This is a genomic window from Albidovulum marisflavi (assembly GCF_025751435.1).
GTDB classification, from domain to species: domain Bacteria; phylum Pseudomonadota; class Alphaproteobacteria; order Rhodobacterales; family Rhodobacteraceae; genus Albidovulum; species Albidovulum marisflavi.
This window is the reverse complement of the sequence record NZ_JAOWKY010000001.1, coordinates 755,036-770,200: the sequence shown is the minus strand read 5'-3', so window position 1 is coordinate 770,200 and position 15,165 is coordinate 755,036. Positions and strand designations below refer to the sequence as shown.

Genomic DNA, 15,165 nt, shown 5'->3' with positions numbered 1-15,165 from the left:
CTCCCTCAGAACAGGCCGGGCGGCGTCGCGCGCCGACGGGGCGGGTTGAAGAACGGCCGATCGCAGACCCGCGCCTTCAGCATCAGCTTGACGTATTGCAGTTCCCGCATCGCATAGACCTCGACCCACAGGTTGGCGGACTTGGCAGAGTGATAGGGCCGCCTGACATGGGCCAGCGCGATGTTGCGCTTGACGGTCGGGGACCAGCAGGCGGCGGTGATTTGCCCGACCTCGTGCTTCTTGTCGTGGTAGATGATCGCGTGTTCGGCAGACACGTTGCCTTCTATGTCCAGGCCGACGAAGGCCCAGGGCGATCCCTCGGCCCGTTCCGCCAGCAACGCGCGGCGGCCGTTGAAATGACCCTTGTCCCAGTCGATCATCCAGTCCAGCGCCAGCTCGAAGGGCGAACGCACCCGATCTTCGCGCACCGCCTGGTGGGCCGGGATGAAGTCGAGGTTCGTGATGATGAATCCGGCCTCGGTCCGGGCCAGGTCCAGCGCCTGTGTCCCGATGGGCCGGATGCCCCAGGGCGCGCCGGCCTCGAAGAGCAGGTCCCAAAGGACCAGCGCACGGTCGGGCGTGGTCCAGAGCTCATAGCCAAGATCGCCGGTGAACCCGGTGCGAGAGACCGTCAGCCCACCCCCGTCAAGCACGAAATCCACCATGCGGAAGGGCTTCAGCTCGGCGACCTCGAACCCGGCCGCCTTCAGCACGGCGTAGGAACATGGGCCTTGCAGGGACAGCGCCGCGACGTCCTCGGTTTCCTCGACCACGCGCACGTCGAAGCCGATCGCGCTGTCCAGAAGCCAGGGCAAGTGCCGTTCCTGGCAGCAGAGCCGATAGTCGTCCTGCCCCAGGCGGAAGAGCGTTCCGTCGTCCAGGATCTTGCCCGCGTCATCGCACCAGATCGTGTAATGCACTGCCCCCACCGGCAGACGGGCGGCGTTGCGGACCGTCAAGCGGTTCAGATAGTCCGCGGCCCCCGGACCGGTGATCCGGTACTTCACCATCGGGCACAGGTCGTAGACCGTGGCGGCATTGCGGATCGCCGAGTGTTCCATCGCCAGGTCCTCGTATTCGAGAACCGTCGTGTAACCGCCCCACGGACCCCAGCTGTTCAGCCGGTTCGCCGCAGCTGTCCGAGCATGGAAAGGAGTCTGCCTGAGCGGTGTCAGGTAGTGCAGGCGGGGATCGGGTTGCATCGTCTTTTCGGCCTTCATGCGCGGACCTCCTTCACGATACGCTCTGCCGCATTCCAGCCCGCCGCACCGGATATGCCGCCGCCGGGGTGGCAGCCTGCACCGGCCAGCCATAGGCCCGGGATCGGGGTCGCGTACTGCGCCATGCCGGGAAACGGGCGCAGGAACAGCATCTGCTCAACGCTCAGCTCGCCGTGATGCCAGTTTCCGCCTGCCATTCCGTAGCGCGCCTCTATGTCGTAGGGCATAAGCAGTTCCGCATGTTCGACCAGCCCCCGGATCCCCGTCGCGTGATCTTCCAGAACCGCCAGCGTGCGTTCCAGCATCCTGGCCCGCGCCGCGTCAGGCCCGTCCTTCGGCGCATGGGGTGCAAACTGAACGATGGCCGACAGGACATGGCGGCCCGAGGGCGCGTGGCCCTCTTCATGGGCCGAGGGCAGGATCACCTCCATGACCGGGTTTTCCGGCACCTCCGAATACTTCACCGCGTTGAAGCTCAGCTCGACAGCGGTCTCGGACGGAGCCAGCACAAGCCGGGAAGTCAGGTCGGCGCCGCGGAAATCAGGCGCGGCCTTGAGGGCCAGGTGCAGCTTGGCAGCGCCACCGCGCGACTTCATGTGACGCACGCGGTTGACGAAACCGGTATCCAGATGCTGCGCCCCGACAAGGTTCAGGAAGGTTGGCTTGGGCCCGATCGCGGACACCACGGTTCCGGCGCGGATCTCTTCGCCATCCGCAAGGGTCACGCCGACGGCGCGGTCGCCCTCGATCACGATCCCGCCGACCATCGCGCCGGTGCGGATGGTCACGCCGATCGCGCCCGCAGAGGTCGCCATCGCCGCCGCCAGACTGCCCATACCCCCCTTTGGCAGGGCGATGGCGGAGCGCCGCCCCGCCACCTGCCCCGAAAAGCGGTTCAGCAGGTGGATGAGCGAATTGGGCGACCTCGGCCCAAGCCAGGTCCCCAGCACCGCGTCGTGCGCCAGGATGCCCTTGAGCCGCGGGTCGCTCAGGTCGTCATTCAGCACGTCGTGAACATTGATCAGCAGCATCCGCAGAAACTCGCGGAAGCTGTCCTTGCCCATGCGGCGAATGCCGAAACCCAGCTTGCCAAGCTTCATGTATTCGTTGCCGACGCCGGCCGCGATCCGCGGCGGGGTCATCGACTTGAAGGGCGCAAGGACGTCTGCGAATGTCAGCAACTGGGCGCGCAAGTCGGCCCAAGCCTGTTGTTCGGACGCGCCAAGACCCGCGACACGTTCTGCGGCCGCACCGTGCAGGACCAGGTGATCGCCATCCCGACTGACGGCCGTGGATGCGAGGTCGAGGTTCGCATAGGCCAGGCCATGCCGGCCGAGATCCATTTCGCGTTCGACGCGCGGATCGATCATGTTGACGATATGGGCCAGAGAAGGCGCGCGGTAGCCGGGCGCGAAATCCTGCGCCACGGCCGCCCCGCCCGGGGTGACGCGGGCATCCAGGACCAGCACGTTGCGGCCCGACTTTCTTAGCCGCGCGGCGCAGGCCAGGCCGTTGGTGCCGCCGCCGATCACGATCGCATCAAAGGACGGCATAGGCATCGCTCATGTCCTTCTTCGGTGTCTTGATGTCGCGCAGGATCTCTGCCGCCGCGTTGCGGCCCGGCGCCCCCATGACGCCACCGCCCGGATGGGTGGAGGAACCGCAGATCCACAGGTCCCGGATCGGGCTGCGATACTGTGCGTAGCCAGGCACCGGTCGATTGAAGAGCAGCTGGTCAAAGGTCAGCTCGCCCTGGAATATGTTGCCCTCGGTCAGGCCGACCTCGCGTTCTAGTTCGCGGGGGGTTCGGACCTCGACATGCAGGACGCTGTCCTTGAACCCCGGCGCATAGGTCTCGATCTGGTTGAGAACCGTCTGGGCGAAGCCGTCGCGATCTGCGTCGGACCAGTCGTTGCCTTCGATCCTGGGCGGCGCGTACTGGATGAAGCACGACATGAAGTGCTTGCCCGGCGGGGCCATCGTCGGATCGATCATCGTGGGGATCATCATGTCCTGGAACGGGTCGCGGCTGTAGTGCCCCGCCTTCCAGTCGTCATAGGCACGCTCCATCTTCTCGATGGAATCGGTGAAGTGCAGATCGCCTTTCATGCAGGGCGAGCCGTCCGGCAAGGCCGTGAACCGCGGCGCGCGGTCCAGCGCGATGTTCAGCTTGCCCGACGACCCCCGGATCTTGAAGTTCCGCACCCGCTTCAGGAAGGCGCCCGGCAAATCCGTCTCGTCCACATGCCTCAGGAACGTGCGCTTCACATCCATGTTGGACACGACGCGCCGGCCCACGATCTCATCCCCGTTTTCCAGCACCACTCCGGTCGCGCGGCCGTTGCGCACCAGTATACGAACGACCCCCGAACCGGACCGGATCTCGCCGCCTGCCGCCCCGAGCGAGGCCGCCAGCGCCCGCGTGATGGACCCCATGCCGCCGCGCGCAAAGCCCCAGGCGCCGACGTTGCCGTCCACGTCGCCCATCGCGTGATGAAGCAGCACATAGGCTGTACCGGGCGACATCGGGCCCAGTGCGGTCCCGATGATCGAGGCGACCGCCTGATAGGCCTTGACCGCCGGGTTTTCGAAGTATTCGTCCAGGAAATCCGCAATCGACATCGTCCAGAAGCGGATCATGTCGTACATCGCCATTTCCGACAGTCCGAACATCTGCTTGCCCATCCAGGCCAGTTCCGCGATGTCGCGCGGACGGAAGCTCGCGGGGTCAGCCGCAGTGCGCAGCAGCATCGGCCGAATGAACCGGCAGTGGCGCAGCACGTCGCGGGCATAGCGGTCGTAGGCTTCCGCGTCGCGCGGGCTGTGCCGCTCGATCTCGCGCCGGTTGGCGTCGTGGTTGCGGAACATGCCCAGATACCCGCCGCCTTCTGTGAATAGCGCGCCGCCCTCGTAAGGAAGGATCTGCAGCCCGTGTTTCGGCAGTTCGAGGTCGCGCATGATCTCGGGCCGGAACAGCGAGGACACATAAGAACAATTTGAATAGGTGAAGCCCGGATATAGTTCTCGGCTGACCGCGGCGCCGCCGATCCAGTCGTTCTTTTCGACGACGATGACCTTCAGCCCGGCCCGCGCCAGGTAGCAGGCGGCGACCAGCCCGTTGTGACCGGCGCCGACGATGACAGCGTCGTAGGTCATGCGCGCTTCGCTTCCGTTTCGAAATGTTCAAGCGTCAGGTCCACCGCAGTCTCGACCGCCTTCAAGGTGTCGGACAGACAGGTTTCATCCCGGCCATGCGCCTCGCACATGAACCAGGGCTCGCGCGAATCCGGTTCGCAGATCACGCCCAGATCATGCAGGTGGTAAGCCATCTGGTCGTAGAAGGAGTAATCCGACTTCTTCCAGTCACGGTAGTTGTTCGGTGGGCTTTCCGCAAAGAAGAGCCCGAACATCGAGGGATGACCGGTGTAGGAATGGACGATCTTGCGCGCATTCAGGATGCCGGAAATCCCGGCCTTCAACCGCTCGCCATAGTCCGCGATCGTTTCGAGCGCCGGGGTTTCGTCAAGGATGCGCAGGCATTCCTCGGCGGCGGCAAGGCTGACCGAATGCGCGGTGTAGGTGCCGCCATGCGACGCGCCCCCGTAGCGGAATGTCCGCATGACCTCTTCCCGGCCCGCGACGACGGCGATCGGGTAGCCGTTGGCGACCGCCTTGGCAAAGGTGCATATGTCGGGCCGCACGCCCATGATGCCCTGGATCCCGCCCTTGCCGACACGAAATCCTGTCTTCACCTCGTCGATGATCAGCAGCACGCCGTAGTCGTCGCACAGTTTGCGTGCCAGCCTGACATACTCCACGTCGGCAGAGATCGCGCAGCAATTGCCCTGAATCGGTTCGATCAGCATCGCCGCAAGGGTGTTGCCGTACTTTCGGAACGTGTCCTCAAGCCGCTGGTAATCGTTCATCGGCACCAGGTGGGCCAGTTCCTTCAACGTGCGAGGGATCCCCTTGCCATAGGACACGACCTCGGGGTCACGGTCGGACTGGGTGTCCCAGTCCTCCATGTTGGCCATCCACATCGCGGCGTCGAACAGGCCGTGGTATCCACCCTCGACCAGCAGATAGCTGTCGCGGCCGGTGTGGGCGCGCGCAAGGCGAAGTGCCGCCATCACAGCCTCCGTGCCGGAATTCGAAAACCGGACAAGTTCGGCTGCGGGAACCATCTTGGCGATGCGGTCCGCAACCGTCAGCTCGCGTTCTGTCGAGAGCGCGAAGACTCCGCCGACCTCCATCCCCCTGCGGGCGGCGGCGTCGACACGGTCGTCGGCGTAACCAAGGATCGCCGGTCCGTAGCCCAGGCGGTAATCGACATAGCAATTCCCGTCGATGTCCCAGGTCCGGCCGCCCTTGCCGTGATCGACATAGATCGTACGGTCGTCACCCCAATACCGAAATGTCGAGGACACGCCCAGTGGCAGGCGCTTTACCGCCTTGCGGAACTGCGCGTTGGACTTCGTAAGATCGCGTTTCTTTGGCCCTGTCATGGTTTCCCTCCCTGCCACCGCTTTGAGTGTGCCGGCCAGATGGCCTGCGGGCGCTTATCAGAGTTCAGGGTCAGGCTAGGTCCATTTTGACTGGGCTGTCAATCAGAATATTGACTGATCATTCAAAATGGGACATCTTTGGTTGCGGGCCGACGAATAGACACTATGTATTGCGCCTCAGGCAACGAGTCTGGCGAAGGGACCCCCTGATGAACGAAGTTGCAGCCAAGTCCAAGGGAGACAGCGCCCAGCCTCGCAAGCTCAGCCGCGCCGCCCGCAGGCAGCAGTTGATCGAGGCGACCATCGAGACGATCGCCGAGCGCGGCTATGCCCGCACGACGCTGACGGATGTCGCCAATCGCGCGGGTCTTTCTCATGGGCTGGTCAACTTCCACTTCGAGACGAAGGAAAAGCTTCTGACCGAAACGCTCGTCTTCCTGTCCGAGGAATACCGGGCCAATTGGGTCGCAGCCCTTGCCGCGGCCCCGGATACCCCCGCGCAGCAATTGGATGCCCTGATCCGGGCCGATTTCAACCCCGAGATCTGCACCTCCGCCCGCTTGGCCGCATGGTGCGCCTACTGGGGCGAAGCGCAATGCCGGCCGCTTTACCAGGAACACTGCGGGTCGAATGACGCAGAATATTTCCGCGCCATGCTGGGCATTTGCGAAAGGCTCGCCTCGGAAGGGCGCTACGGCTACAACCCCACGCTGGCGGCCCGCGTGCTGCGGGTGACGCTGGAAGGCGTGTGGCTCGACATGATGACAATGAACACGCCCTACAGCCGGGCCGAGGCACTGACGACGGTCTACGCCTGTGCGGCCGCCTTCTTCCCCCATCATTTCACGCTCGATGGCCCAAAACCCGCCGAGGGCGCTTGACCCCCGCCAACGCTTGACGGACCTTCGCCCGCGGGACGCACTGCCGCGCCCCGCGGCGCCCAGTTGCCCGAGGTTCTCATGCGTACGTCAAAGGTCATCCACACCATCAGCTGCCACGCCGAGGGCGAGGTCGGCGACGTGATCGTTGGTGGGGTGGCGCCGCCGCCGGGTGAAACGCTATGGGAACAGCGCCGCTTCATCGCGCGCGACGAAAACCTGCGCCAGTTCATGCTGAACGAACCCCGCGGCGGTGTGTTCCGGCACGTCAATCTGCTGGTGCCGCCCAAGCACCCCGAGGCGCAGATGGGCTTCATCATCATGGAACCGGAAGATACGCCCCCCATGTCTGGGTCGAACTCGATCTGCGTGTCGACGGTGCTTCTTGACGCCGGCATCCTTCCGATGACCGAGCCCGTCACCGAACTCACGCTGGAGGCGCCGGGAGGGTTGGTCCGCGTCCGCGCCGAATGCCGTGATGGCAAGGCAGAGCGGATCACCGTTCGCAACCTGCCTTCCTTCGCGGACAGGATGGGCGCCACGATCGAGGTCCCGGGGCATGGCACCCTGACCGTCGATACAGCCTATGGCGGCGACAGCTTCGTGATCGTCGACGCAGCCAGCCTTGGCTTTTCGATCCGGGAAGAGGAAGCCCATGACATCGCGTGCCTTGGCGTCCGAATAACCGCCGCCGCCAACGAACAGCTTGGCTTTTCCCATCCGGAGCAGCCCGACTGGGACCACATTTCGTTTTGCCTTTTCGCTGGTCCGCTGGAAGAGACCGAGAACGGCTATGGCACCAGTTCCGCCGTCGCCATCAGGCCGGGCAAGATCGACCGCTCCCCCACCGGGACGGCCGTTTCGGCGCGCATGGCGCTGCTGCATGCGCAGGGCCGCATGCGGGAGGGGCAGACGCTGACGTCGCGCTCGATCATCGGTTCGCAGTTCACTGGCCGCATCGCGGGTCTTGCCGACGTCGCCGATCGTCCTGCGATCGTGCCTGAAATTTCCGGCCGCGCCTGGATCACGGGAACGCACCAGCACATGCTCGACCCCTCCGATCCCTGGCCCAAGGGCTACCGGCTTTCGGACACCTGGGGCGCGCGCGGGTAACGGCCCGCTTCAACCCGCGATGGGCACCGGTCGATTAATCGACGTGGCCGCGCCAAGGCACGCGGCGTCCGATCAGCCGTTCCGACCCTTATGGCCGATGTTGTAGTAGTTGCCCGTCCGCGTCGCGAGGTAGGGCGTGAGCGGGATCTCTTCCTGCTTGAGGAAGCCCTTGGCAGGCAGCGCGCCGCCGCGAACCATCTCGATCACCGCCACGACCGAGGCCGAGGTCGTCCACGCGATCGCCGTGCGCCGCCTGCCGCCGATTTCCAGCGGGTAATAGGCGCGCACGAATTCCCTGCGCTTCAACTGCCCCTCGACCCAGCCTTCGGCCGCGACGTGGACATAGACCACATCCTCGTCTACCGGCGGCTTCGCGTGCGTCAGGATCTTCCCGGCCATCTCCCGGTTTTCCCGCATCAGAAGCTCGTGGAAGAAGAAGTTCATGAGCTGCACGTGACCGGGATAGCGCATGGTCTTGTAGTCGATGTTTTCCACCCGCCCTGCATAGGTCTCGCACATGGTGCCCAGCCCGCCGGATGTGGTGAAGGCCTCAAGGTGCACCCCGTCGATGTAGATCGTCTCGATCCACTCCATCGCCGAAACGCTCTTGTGCACGCCCTCCTCGATCACCTCGCAGTCGTTGAGGTATTCGTTGACGACGCCTTCGGGCGACCAGTTGAAGGCATAGCCCAGAAGCCCCGTCGGGTTCTGCGGCAGCGCGCCCACGCGCAACCGGATCGAGCGGACCTTTTCGAACTGTTCCGCAAGATGGGCGCCGACGATGCCCACGAAACCCGGGGCCAGCCCACACTGCGGGGCCATGATGCCCTTCGCGGTCGTGGCGAGTTCGCGGATGTGCTGGGTGGTGGGCACGTCCTCGGTCAGGTCGAAGTAGTGCAGGCCAAGGCCGTGGGCAACGGTCGAGACGCCGATATTGAGGTGATAGGGCAGGCAGGACAGCACGGCCTCCTGATCCTTCAGGATGGCCCGGAGTGCGTCCTGATCGGAAAGGTCGGCAGTCTTGACCGGGAACGGGCAGCCCGAGACCTCACGCGCATCGATGCCGGTGACTGCAAAGCCTGCCCCGGAAAGGAGTTCGGCCGCGAGGTGACCGACCTTGCCCAGACCCAAGACCGCGACCCTGGTGAACGACATTGCTGAATTCCTTTCTTCTTGCGGGATCTCCGGGCAAACCCCGGCTGCGCCCAGATTGACCTGCGCGCCGGGCGATTTCGCCAATCATTCCGGCGGTTTCGCCGCCCGAACGAAACAAAGTGACGGCCCGGTCGATCATTCTGCCGGTGGGGGCGAATATAGGGTTGGAACCTTGGGTCAGTAGTCTGGTTCGAGCCCAAATTGGACCTTCTTCGCCAAATATTCCGAGGAAAACCTCGGACTCTCTTCGCGTTGGTCCAAGTTCAGTCGCGGCTCTCAAACTTGACTGGCGGCATCTTGCTTCTGTTGACCGAGAGTTGGAAAATATCCGGCCTTGAATAGTGCCCCATCACATCAAACGCACGTCTCGCCTCTCGGACCCGCCCAACATCAATATCTGCCGTCAATAAGCCTTTCTCCTTTGGCATTGGACCCGCAATTATATCCCCCATAGGATCGCAGATAATTCCGTTGCCAGTCGCCACCCAATCATCATCTCCTGCGTACTCAGCATAGGATGGAAGGTCTTTGGGTAAGTCTGAGACTTCAACCGTTGGCGCCACGCTCACGACAAAGCATGACCCCTCTCGACCGATATGGCGCATTGCCGAATGCCAGACACCACCCTCAGCGGCAGTTGGCGCACAGTATATTTCGACATTTTGTGCATACACGGCAGCCCGAGCAAGCGGCATGTAGTTTTCCCAGCAGAGCAAGCCTCCTACACGTCCAACTGCCGTATCAACAACATTGATACCGGTAGCATCGCCAAACCCCCAGACCATGCGTTCCGGACCTGTAGGCATTACCTTTCTATGGACATTCAGTATTTTTCCGGTGGCGTCTATAATCACCATAGTGTTGTAAAGTGTACTGGCGCTCATCTCGCTTTCGCGTTCGTTGACAGCCATAACGACAACGATCCCATGCTCCTTGGCTGCGTCACAAACTGGTTTCAGGTCGTTTCTGGAAAGATCAACGGAGTTTTCAAACATCCTTCGATAAATATCGCTCAAAATACCAAAGCCGTTTGTCGGCAGGTAATTCCAGACGAGAATGGGATAGCCAGTCAGCCAAGCCTCGGAAAATACAAGGCATTCAATTCCGTCCGATGCGGCCTCTTCAATTATTTCAACGGCACGCTCGATGCCTTTGGCAAGGTCGTAATAGACCGGTGGATACTGAACTGCAGCTATCTTGGTCATCTAACTGTCCTGCGGCTTGTTAACCATGTCCGACAGTAGCATTTTGGCCACCCGCCGGGAAGTTTGGATCGCTTGAGCAGCTTGCCCGATGTGAAGCCGGTTCAGTTGGGAGTCGTGATCAGGAATCGTTTCTTCCACAATGGCCGACGAAGTTGGGAAAAAATGGAACCAGCCAAAGGCAGCTTTGTCCGCAAAGCGGACGTTGACAATTTGGCAATGGTATTGCGTCAACGAGTTGTCACTCTCATCATACGACGAAGCCCCGGACTTGGTCCGGGGCCTCGTGTTTCGGCAGAGGTCCCGGATCAGGTCCGGGATAACCTCAAAAGTCGAACTTCACCCCCTGCGCCAGCGGCAGTTGCGCGGAATAGTTGATCGTGTTGGTCTGCCGCCGCATGTAGCCCTTCCAGGCGTCCGAGCCGCTTTCGCGGCCGCCGCCCGTCTCCTTCTCGCCGCCGAAGGCGCCGCCGATCTCGGCGCCCGAGGGGCCGATATTGACGTTGGCAATGCCGCAGTCGGAGCCTGCGGCCGACAGGAACGCCTCGGCCTCGCGCATGTTCAGCGTGAAGATGCAGGATGACAGCCCCTGCGGCACGTCGTTCTGGATCGCGATCGCCTCCTCCAGCGTGTCATAGCCCATGACGTAAAGGATCGGCGCGAAGGTCTCGGTCCGAACGGTGTCGGTCTGCTTCGGCATCTCGGCGATGGCCGGTTCGACATAGGCGCCCCCCTGCGGCACGCCTTCGGCCACGACCTTGCCGCCGTGAACTGTGCCGCCCTCTGCCTTGGCCTTCTCCAGCGCCGCCTGCATGCGGTCGCGCGATGCGTGGTCGATCAGCGGGCCGACGAGCGTCGTCGACTTGCGCGGGTCACCAACAGGAAGCGACGCGTAGGCCTTGGTCAGCTTCGCGACGAGGTCATCCTTGATCGAGTTGTGGGCGATCAGGCGACGCAGCGTGGTGCAGCGCTGTCCCGCGGTTCCGACCGCCGAAAAGACGATCGCGCGCACCGCCATGTCGATATCCGCCGAGGGTGCGACGATCATTGCGTTGTTGCCGCCAAGCTCCAGGATCGGCTTGCCGAACCGGCCCGCCACCTTCGGCCCGACGATGGAGCCCATCCGGGTCGAGCCGGTCGCCGATACGATCGGCACGTCCTTCGAGTTGACCAGCGCCTCGCCGATGGCGGGACCGCCGATCACCAGCTGCACCAGCCCCTCTGGCGCGTCGCCGAAACGCTTGAGCGCGCGCTCCATGATCTTCATCGAGGCCATGGCGGTCAGCGGCGTCTTTTCCGACGGCTTCCAGATCACCGGGTCGCCGCAAACCAATGCCAGCGCGGTGTTCCACGACCAGACCGCGACCGGGAAGTTGAACGCGGTGATCACGGCGCAGGGGCCCATCGGGTGCCAGGTTTCCATCATCCGGTGGCCCGGACGTTCGGACGCAATGGTCAGCCCGTAGATCTGGCGGCTGAGGCCCACGGCGAAGTCGCAGATGTCGATCATCTCCTGCACCTCGCCAAGTCCCTCCGAGGTGATCTTGCCCGCCTCAAGCGTCACCACCGCGCCAAGTTCAGCCTTGGCCGCGCGCAGTTCCTCGCCCAGAAGGCGCACGAGTTCGCCCCGGCGGGGCGCTGGCATCTGGCGCCACGCCTTGAAGGCGTCTTGCGCTTTCGCGATGATGGCGGGCATGTCCGACGGATCGGTTTCGCGGATGCGCGCAATCTCGGCCCCGTCGATGGGCGAATGGACGGCGAGCGTGCCGCCCGACAGTTCGCCCCCGGTCAGGCCCGCGGCCTTCAGGATGTCTTCGTGGTTCATCTTTGGTCTCCCTTCGTGACAGCCGCCCGCTGATCCTCCATGCCCATGGAGACCAGCACTGGCCCTGTCTGTTGCCGTGTCTGGAAATCGGTCTTCGACCCCATGCCCCGCCAATCCGACAGGATCAGAGACTGGGCCACCGCCCCGCCCAGCGTCGTGCCGGGGCCGGTGACGATGAACAGGTCCGGCGCGAATTCGCGCGCGGCGATGCGCATGGCATGGGTAAAATCGTAGGTTTCGGTCACCTGGTGTCCAAGTGTGTAGTCCCAAAGCGCGTGGGTGTCCGTGGCACCGGGCCACCAGATCGCGCCACGCCCGTCGATCATCGGCAGAGCCGGCTGGCCGAAAAGCGACGGCGACAGCAGAGCGCGGCCGCGCTCTGCCACCGGCGCCTGCAGGGTCGAATGGAAGGCGGCATGGTTTGCCAGCCGCATCGGGAAGCGCCCTTGCACCACGGGAACGGCGGCCTCGAACGCGTTCAGCCCCTCTTCGTTCCCTGCAAGCACCAGCATCCCGCCCAGGTCGATCGACAGGGTCAGCACATGACCCGCCGTGGCTCCGATCCTGCCGACAAGCGCCAGAAGGTCGGCCTTGCGCGCAGGATTCGGACGCCAGTCCTCATCCACGAAGGGGTAGATCAACTGCCCGCCGATCAGCGCCTGCTGCATCAGCGTGCCCATGGTGTTGACGACCTCGAATCCCGCCTCGGCAGTCAAGGCCCCGCCGCAGGCAAGGGCGGAATACCAGCCCATGGAGTTCCCCGTGACGGCGACAACCTTGACCTGTTCGCCGTCAATGGCGCGAAAATCGCCCAGCGTAGCGGCGTAGATCAGCGCAGAGGCATTGTCGCCACGGGTATGCTTCGATACCGAATAGCTCGAAGCCCCGTCCAGCGCGCCCAGCGTTTCCTGCCCCAGCGATGCTCGCAGCCCGTCGAACGCGTTCAGCAGCGCGCGGTCGCGGAAGTGCCTGCCCAGATAGCCAAGCTCGGTCTTGGTATAAGTTCCGCGACCGGGGCATACGACGACGGCAGTCTTCATTTCGCCCCTCCGATCAAGGCCATCGCCGCATCATGGATGCCGTCCGCCGATGGCATCGTCGCGGCATAGGCAGGTCCCGTCGCGATGAAACTGTCCTCGGCGGTCAGGCGTGCCGTCGGCACATCCGTGCGTTCGGCAAACAGCGCCATCAAAGCCTCGGCAAGCCCCCCCGACCGGCGGGTTTCGTCCACGATCAGGATGCGCCCCGCCCCACTGACCGCCTCGACCAACGCGTCGCCCGGCAGCGGCGACAACCAGCGGATGTCCACCACCCGCGCATTCACCCCCGTCTCGGCCAGGCGCCTTGCCGCCTGACGGGACAGGTAGGTGCCGTTGCCGAACGTTACAATGGCGACATCCTGCCCGTCCCCGTGCACGCCGACCTCGCCCAATGCGATCGTCTCGGATGGATCGGGGTAGCGGCACATCCAGCCGCCGTCCTTTTCCCCGTGCAGGTCGCGCATCGGGTATAGCGCGATCGGCTCAAGGAACACGACGACCCTTTGTTCTTCCCGCGCCAGGCGCACGCATTCGCGCAGCATCTTTGCCGCGTCCGCCCCGTTCGATGGGCAGGCAAGGATCACGCCCGGAATGTCGCGGATGACCGCGACCGAGTTGTCGTTGTGGAAATGGCCGCCGAACCCCTTCTGATACCCCAGCCCCGCTATCCTCAGCACCATCGGGTTCGTGTATTGCCCGTTGGAAAAGAAGCTGAGCGTCGCGGCCTCGCCCCGGATCTGGTCCTCGGCATTGTGCAGGTAGGCCAGGAACTGGATTTCCGGCATCGGGATGAAGCCGTTCTGCGCCATGCCGATGGCCAGGCCCAGGATCGACTGTTCGTCCAGCAGCGTGTCGATCATCCGGTCCGGCCCGAACCTGTGGATCAGTTTTTGCGTGACGCCGTAAACGCCACCCTTGCGGCCCACATCCTCGCCCATCATGACGATTTCGGGGTGTTCGAGCATCAGGTCGGTCAGCGCCCAGTTGATCAGCCGCGACATGATCTGCGGCTCCTCCATCGCCTTCGCGTCGCCGCCGAAGGCCGCCGCCCGCGCTTCGGCTGAAGGGCCGTTCGTGGGTCGGCAGGCGCGCTTCGGCGGAATGAGCGAGGCCATGACATCCGAAGCCGTCTTCAGCCTTGGCCGCTTCACCGCGTCGGCGGCGACGCGCGCAACCCGGTCGCAGGTTTCCTCGTAGATCCGGAGCGCCGCATCGGGCGCCAATGCCCCCGCCTGCTCAAGAAGCCGGACCGAGTGCAGAAGCGGATCGTTCGCCTCTTCCGACTCGACCTCTTCACGGGACAGGTAGGTTGTCGGCACGTCCGCGCCGGCGTGACCGTAAAGCCGGATCGTCCCCATATGCAGAAAGGCGGGCTTGCGGCGCGTGCGCACGTAGGCGGCCGCCTCCTGCGCGACGCGGTAGGTGTCGTAGATGTCCAGGCCATCGCAATGGAAATACTTCAGCCCCGCTCGGTTCCGGAACGTCGCCGCGATCCAGCCCTTCGGCGTCTTGGTCGAGATGCCGATGCCGTTGTCCTCGCAAACGAAAAGCAGCGGCAGAGGAATCGACTGATAGGACGTCCACTGCGCAGTGTTGAAGGCCCCCTGTGCTGTCGAATGGTTGGCCGAGGCATCGCCGAACGAACAATAGACGATCGCATCATCCGGCAGTTCCCGATGCTCGGGCCGATGACGGCGCGCCGCGCCGATGGCATAGGCCGCGCCCACTGCCTTGGGCAGATGCGATGCGATGGTGGATGTCTGCGGCGGAATGTTGAGACGCTTCGACCCAAGAACCTTGTGCCGACCGCCAGAGATCGGATCCTCGGACGAAGCCGCGAAGCTCAGCAGCATGTCCCAGGCGATCGACTGCCCCGGCACCTGCCCGGCGCGCGCGATCTGGAAGGCCGCGTCGCGGTAGTGCAGGAAGGCCATATCGGTGGGGCGAAGCGCAAGCGCCACCGCCGCCAATCCTTCGTGCCCCGAAGAACCGATGGTATAGAATCCCTGGCCTGCCTTCTGCATCGCCCGGCTCTGCCGATCCAGCGCCCGCGTCAGGCATCCCGCGCGGAAGGCCGCCACGGCATCCGCCTGTGCAAGCGGCCCGGTGGGGGCTGCGCCGGCGGGCAGGTCGTGCGCCGCAACCCGGCGGAGGAAATTTTCGTGAACGATTTCGGCCCGATCCATCGCCAGTCTCTCACTTATCCCTTCTTCTTTTTCCAAGTATC

Annotated in this window: 11 protein-coding genes; 2 read left to right on the top strand and 9 right to left on the bottom strand. The window is 63.9% G+C overall.

The window, feature by feature from the left end; translation table 11 throughout:
- Window positions 1-5: 5 nt before the first annotated feature.
- From OEW28_RS03670 to OEW28_RS03655, 4 genes are read right to left on the bottom strand one after another with little or no spacing between them, the layout of a single operon-like run.
- Window positions 6-1,220 (bottom strand): aminomethyltransferase family protein, encoded by a 1,215-nt coding sequence (locus OEW28_RS03670; RefSeq protein WP_263733359.1) that lies wholly within the window; start codon window positions 1,218-1,220, stop codon window positions 6-8.
- Window positions 1,217-2,779 (bottom strand): phytoene desaturase family protein, encoded by a 1,563-nt coding sequence (locus OEW28_RS03665; protein WP_263733358.1) that lies wholly within the window; start codon window positions 2,777-2,779, stop codon window positions 1,217-1,219. The genes OEW28_RS03670 and OEW28_RS03665 overlap by 4 nt, the downstream gene beginning before the upstream one ends.
- On the bottom strand, window positions 2,760-4,376 hold the full coding sequence (locus OEW28_RS03660; protein WP_263733357.1) for a phytoene desaturase family protein: 1,617 nt from the start codon (window positions 4,374-4,376) through the stop codon (window positions 2,760-2,762). The genes OEW28_RS03665 and OEW28_RS03660 overlap by 20 nt, the downstream gene beginning before the upstream one ends.
- Window positions 4,373-5,725: an aspartate aminotransferase family protein gene (locus tag OEW28_RS03655; RefSeq protein WP_263733356.1), complete on the bottom strand. Its 1,353-nt coding sequence runs from the start codon at window positions 5,723-5,725 to the stop codon at window positions 4,373-4,375. Before OEW28_RS03655 ends, OEW28_RS03660 begins: the two co-directional genes overlap by 4 nt.
- A gap of 209 nt (window positions 5,726-5,934) precedes the next feature.
- Here OEW28_RS03655 and OEW28_RS03650 point away from each other — a divergent pair, with 209 nt between their 5' ends.
- Together OEW28_RS03650 and OEW28_RS03645 are read left to right on the top strand one after the other, a co-directional pair.
- A complete protein-coding gene (locus tag OEW28_RS03650) occupies window positions 5,935-6,606 on the top strand; it encodes a TetR family transcriptional regulator (RefSeq protein WP_263733355.1) in 672 nt (223 codons plus the stop codon).
- 78 nt (window positions 6,607-6,684) lie between these two features.
- Window positions 6,685-7,716, top strand: a complete 1,032-nt coding sequence (locus tag OEW28_RS03645) for a trans-3-hydroxy-L-proline dehydratase (RefSeq protein WP_263733354.1) — start codon at window positions 6,685-6,687, stop codon at window positions 7,714-7,716.
- A 72-nt stretch (window positions 7,717-7,788) separates the two neighbouring features.
- Here OEW28_RS03645 and OEW28_RS03640 read toward each other — a convergent pair whose 3' ends face one another.
- The 5 genes from OEW28_RS03640 to OEW28_RS03620 form a co-directional block, all read right to left on the bottom strand.
- Window positions 7,789-8,871 (bottom strand): saccharopine dehydrogenase C-terminal domain-containing protein, encoded by a 1,083-nt coding sequence (locus OEW28_RS03640; RefSeq protein WP_263733353.1) that lies wholly within the window; start codon window positions 8,869-8,871, stop codon window positions 7,789-7,791.
- Between the two features lie 263 nt (window positions 8,872-9,134).
- Window positions 9,135-10,076, bottom strand: a complete 942-nt coding sequence (locus OEW28_RS03635; protein WP_263733352.1) for a carbon-nitrogen hydrolase family protein — start codon at window positions 10,074-10,076, stop codon at window positions 9,135-9,137.
- Between the two features lie 322 nt (window positions 10,077-10,398).
- The gene (gene amaB / locus OEW28_RS03630) at window positions 10,399-11,898 is read right to left on the bottom strand and encodes an L-piperidine-6-carboxylate dehydrogenase (protein ID WP_263733351.1); all 1,500 of its coding nucleotides are present in this window, start codon (window positions 11,896-11,898) and stop codon (window positions 10,399-10,401) included.
- The gene (locus OEW28_RS03625) at window positions 11,895-12,938 is read right to left on the bottom strand and encodes an ACP S-malonyltransferase (RefSeq protein ID WP_263733350.1); all 1,044 of its coding nucleotides are present in this window, start codon (window positions 12,936-12,938) and stop codon (window positions 11,895-11,897) included. Before OEW28_RS03625 ends, amaB begins: the two co-directional genes overlap by 4 nt.
- Complete coding sequence (locus tag OEW28_RS03620; protein ID WP_263733349.1) at window positions 12,935-15,124, bottom strand: dehydrogenase E1 component subunit alpha/beta; 2,190 nt, start codon at window positions 15,122-15,124, stop codon at window positions 12,935-12,937. Before OEW28_RS03620 ends, OEW28_RS03625 begins: the two co-directional genes overlap by 4 nt.
- Window positions 15,125-15,165: the final 41 nt, after the last annotated feature.

Coding starts and splice junctions, on each gene's coding strand:
- OEW28_RS03635 (WP_263733352.1), bottom strand. CDS start 10,076: ATGACCAAGATAGCTGCAGTTCAGTATCCACCGGTCTATTACGACCTT.
- OEW28_RS03655 (WP_263733356.1), bottom strand. CDS start 5,725: ATGACAGGGCCAAAGAAACGCGATCTTACGAAGTCCAACGCGCAGTTC.
- OEW28_RS03665 (WP_263733358.1), bottom strand. CDS start 2,779: ATGCCTATGCCGTCCTTTGATGCGATCGTGATCGGCGGCGGCACCAAC.
- OEW28_RS03620 (WP_263733349.1), bottom strand. CDS start 15,124: ATGGATCGGGCCGAAATCGTTCACGAAAATTTCCTCCGCCGGGTTGCG.
- OEW28_RS03660 (WP_263733357.1), bottom strand. CDS start 4,376: ATGACCTACGACGCTGTCATCGTCGGCGCCGGTCACAACGGGCTGGTC.
- OEW28_RS03625 (WP_263733350.1), bottom strand. CDS start 12,938: ATGAAGACTGCCGTCGTCGTATGCCCCGGTCGCGGAACTTATACCAAG.
- amaB (WP_263733351.1), bottom strand. CDS start 11,898: ATGAACCACGAAGACATCCTGAAGGCCGCGGGCCTGACCGGGGGCGAA.
- OEW28_RS03650 (WP_263733355.1), top strand. CDS start 5,935: ATGAACGAAGTTGCAGCCAAGTCCAAGGGAGACAGCGCCCAGCCTCGC.
- OEW28_RS03645 (WP_263733354.1), top strand. CDS start 6,685: ATGCGTACGTCAAAGGTCATCCACACCATCAGCTGCCACGCCGAGGGC.
- OEW28_RS03670 (WP_263733359.1), bottom strand. CDS start 1,220: ATGAAGGCCGAAAAGACGATGCAACCCGATCCCCGCCTGCACTACCTG.
- OEW28_RS03640 (WP_263733353.1), bottom strand. CDS start 8,871: ATGTCGTTCACCAGGGTCGCGGTCTTGGGTCTGGGCAAGGTCGGTCAC.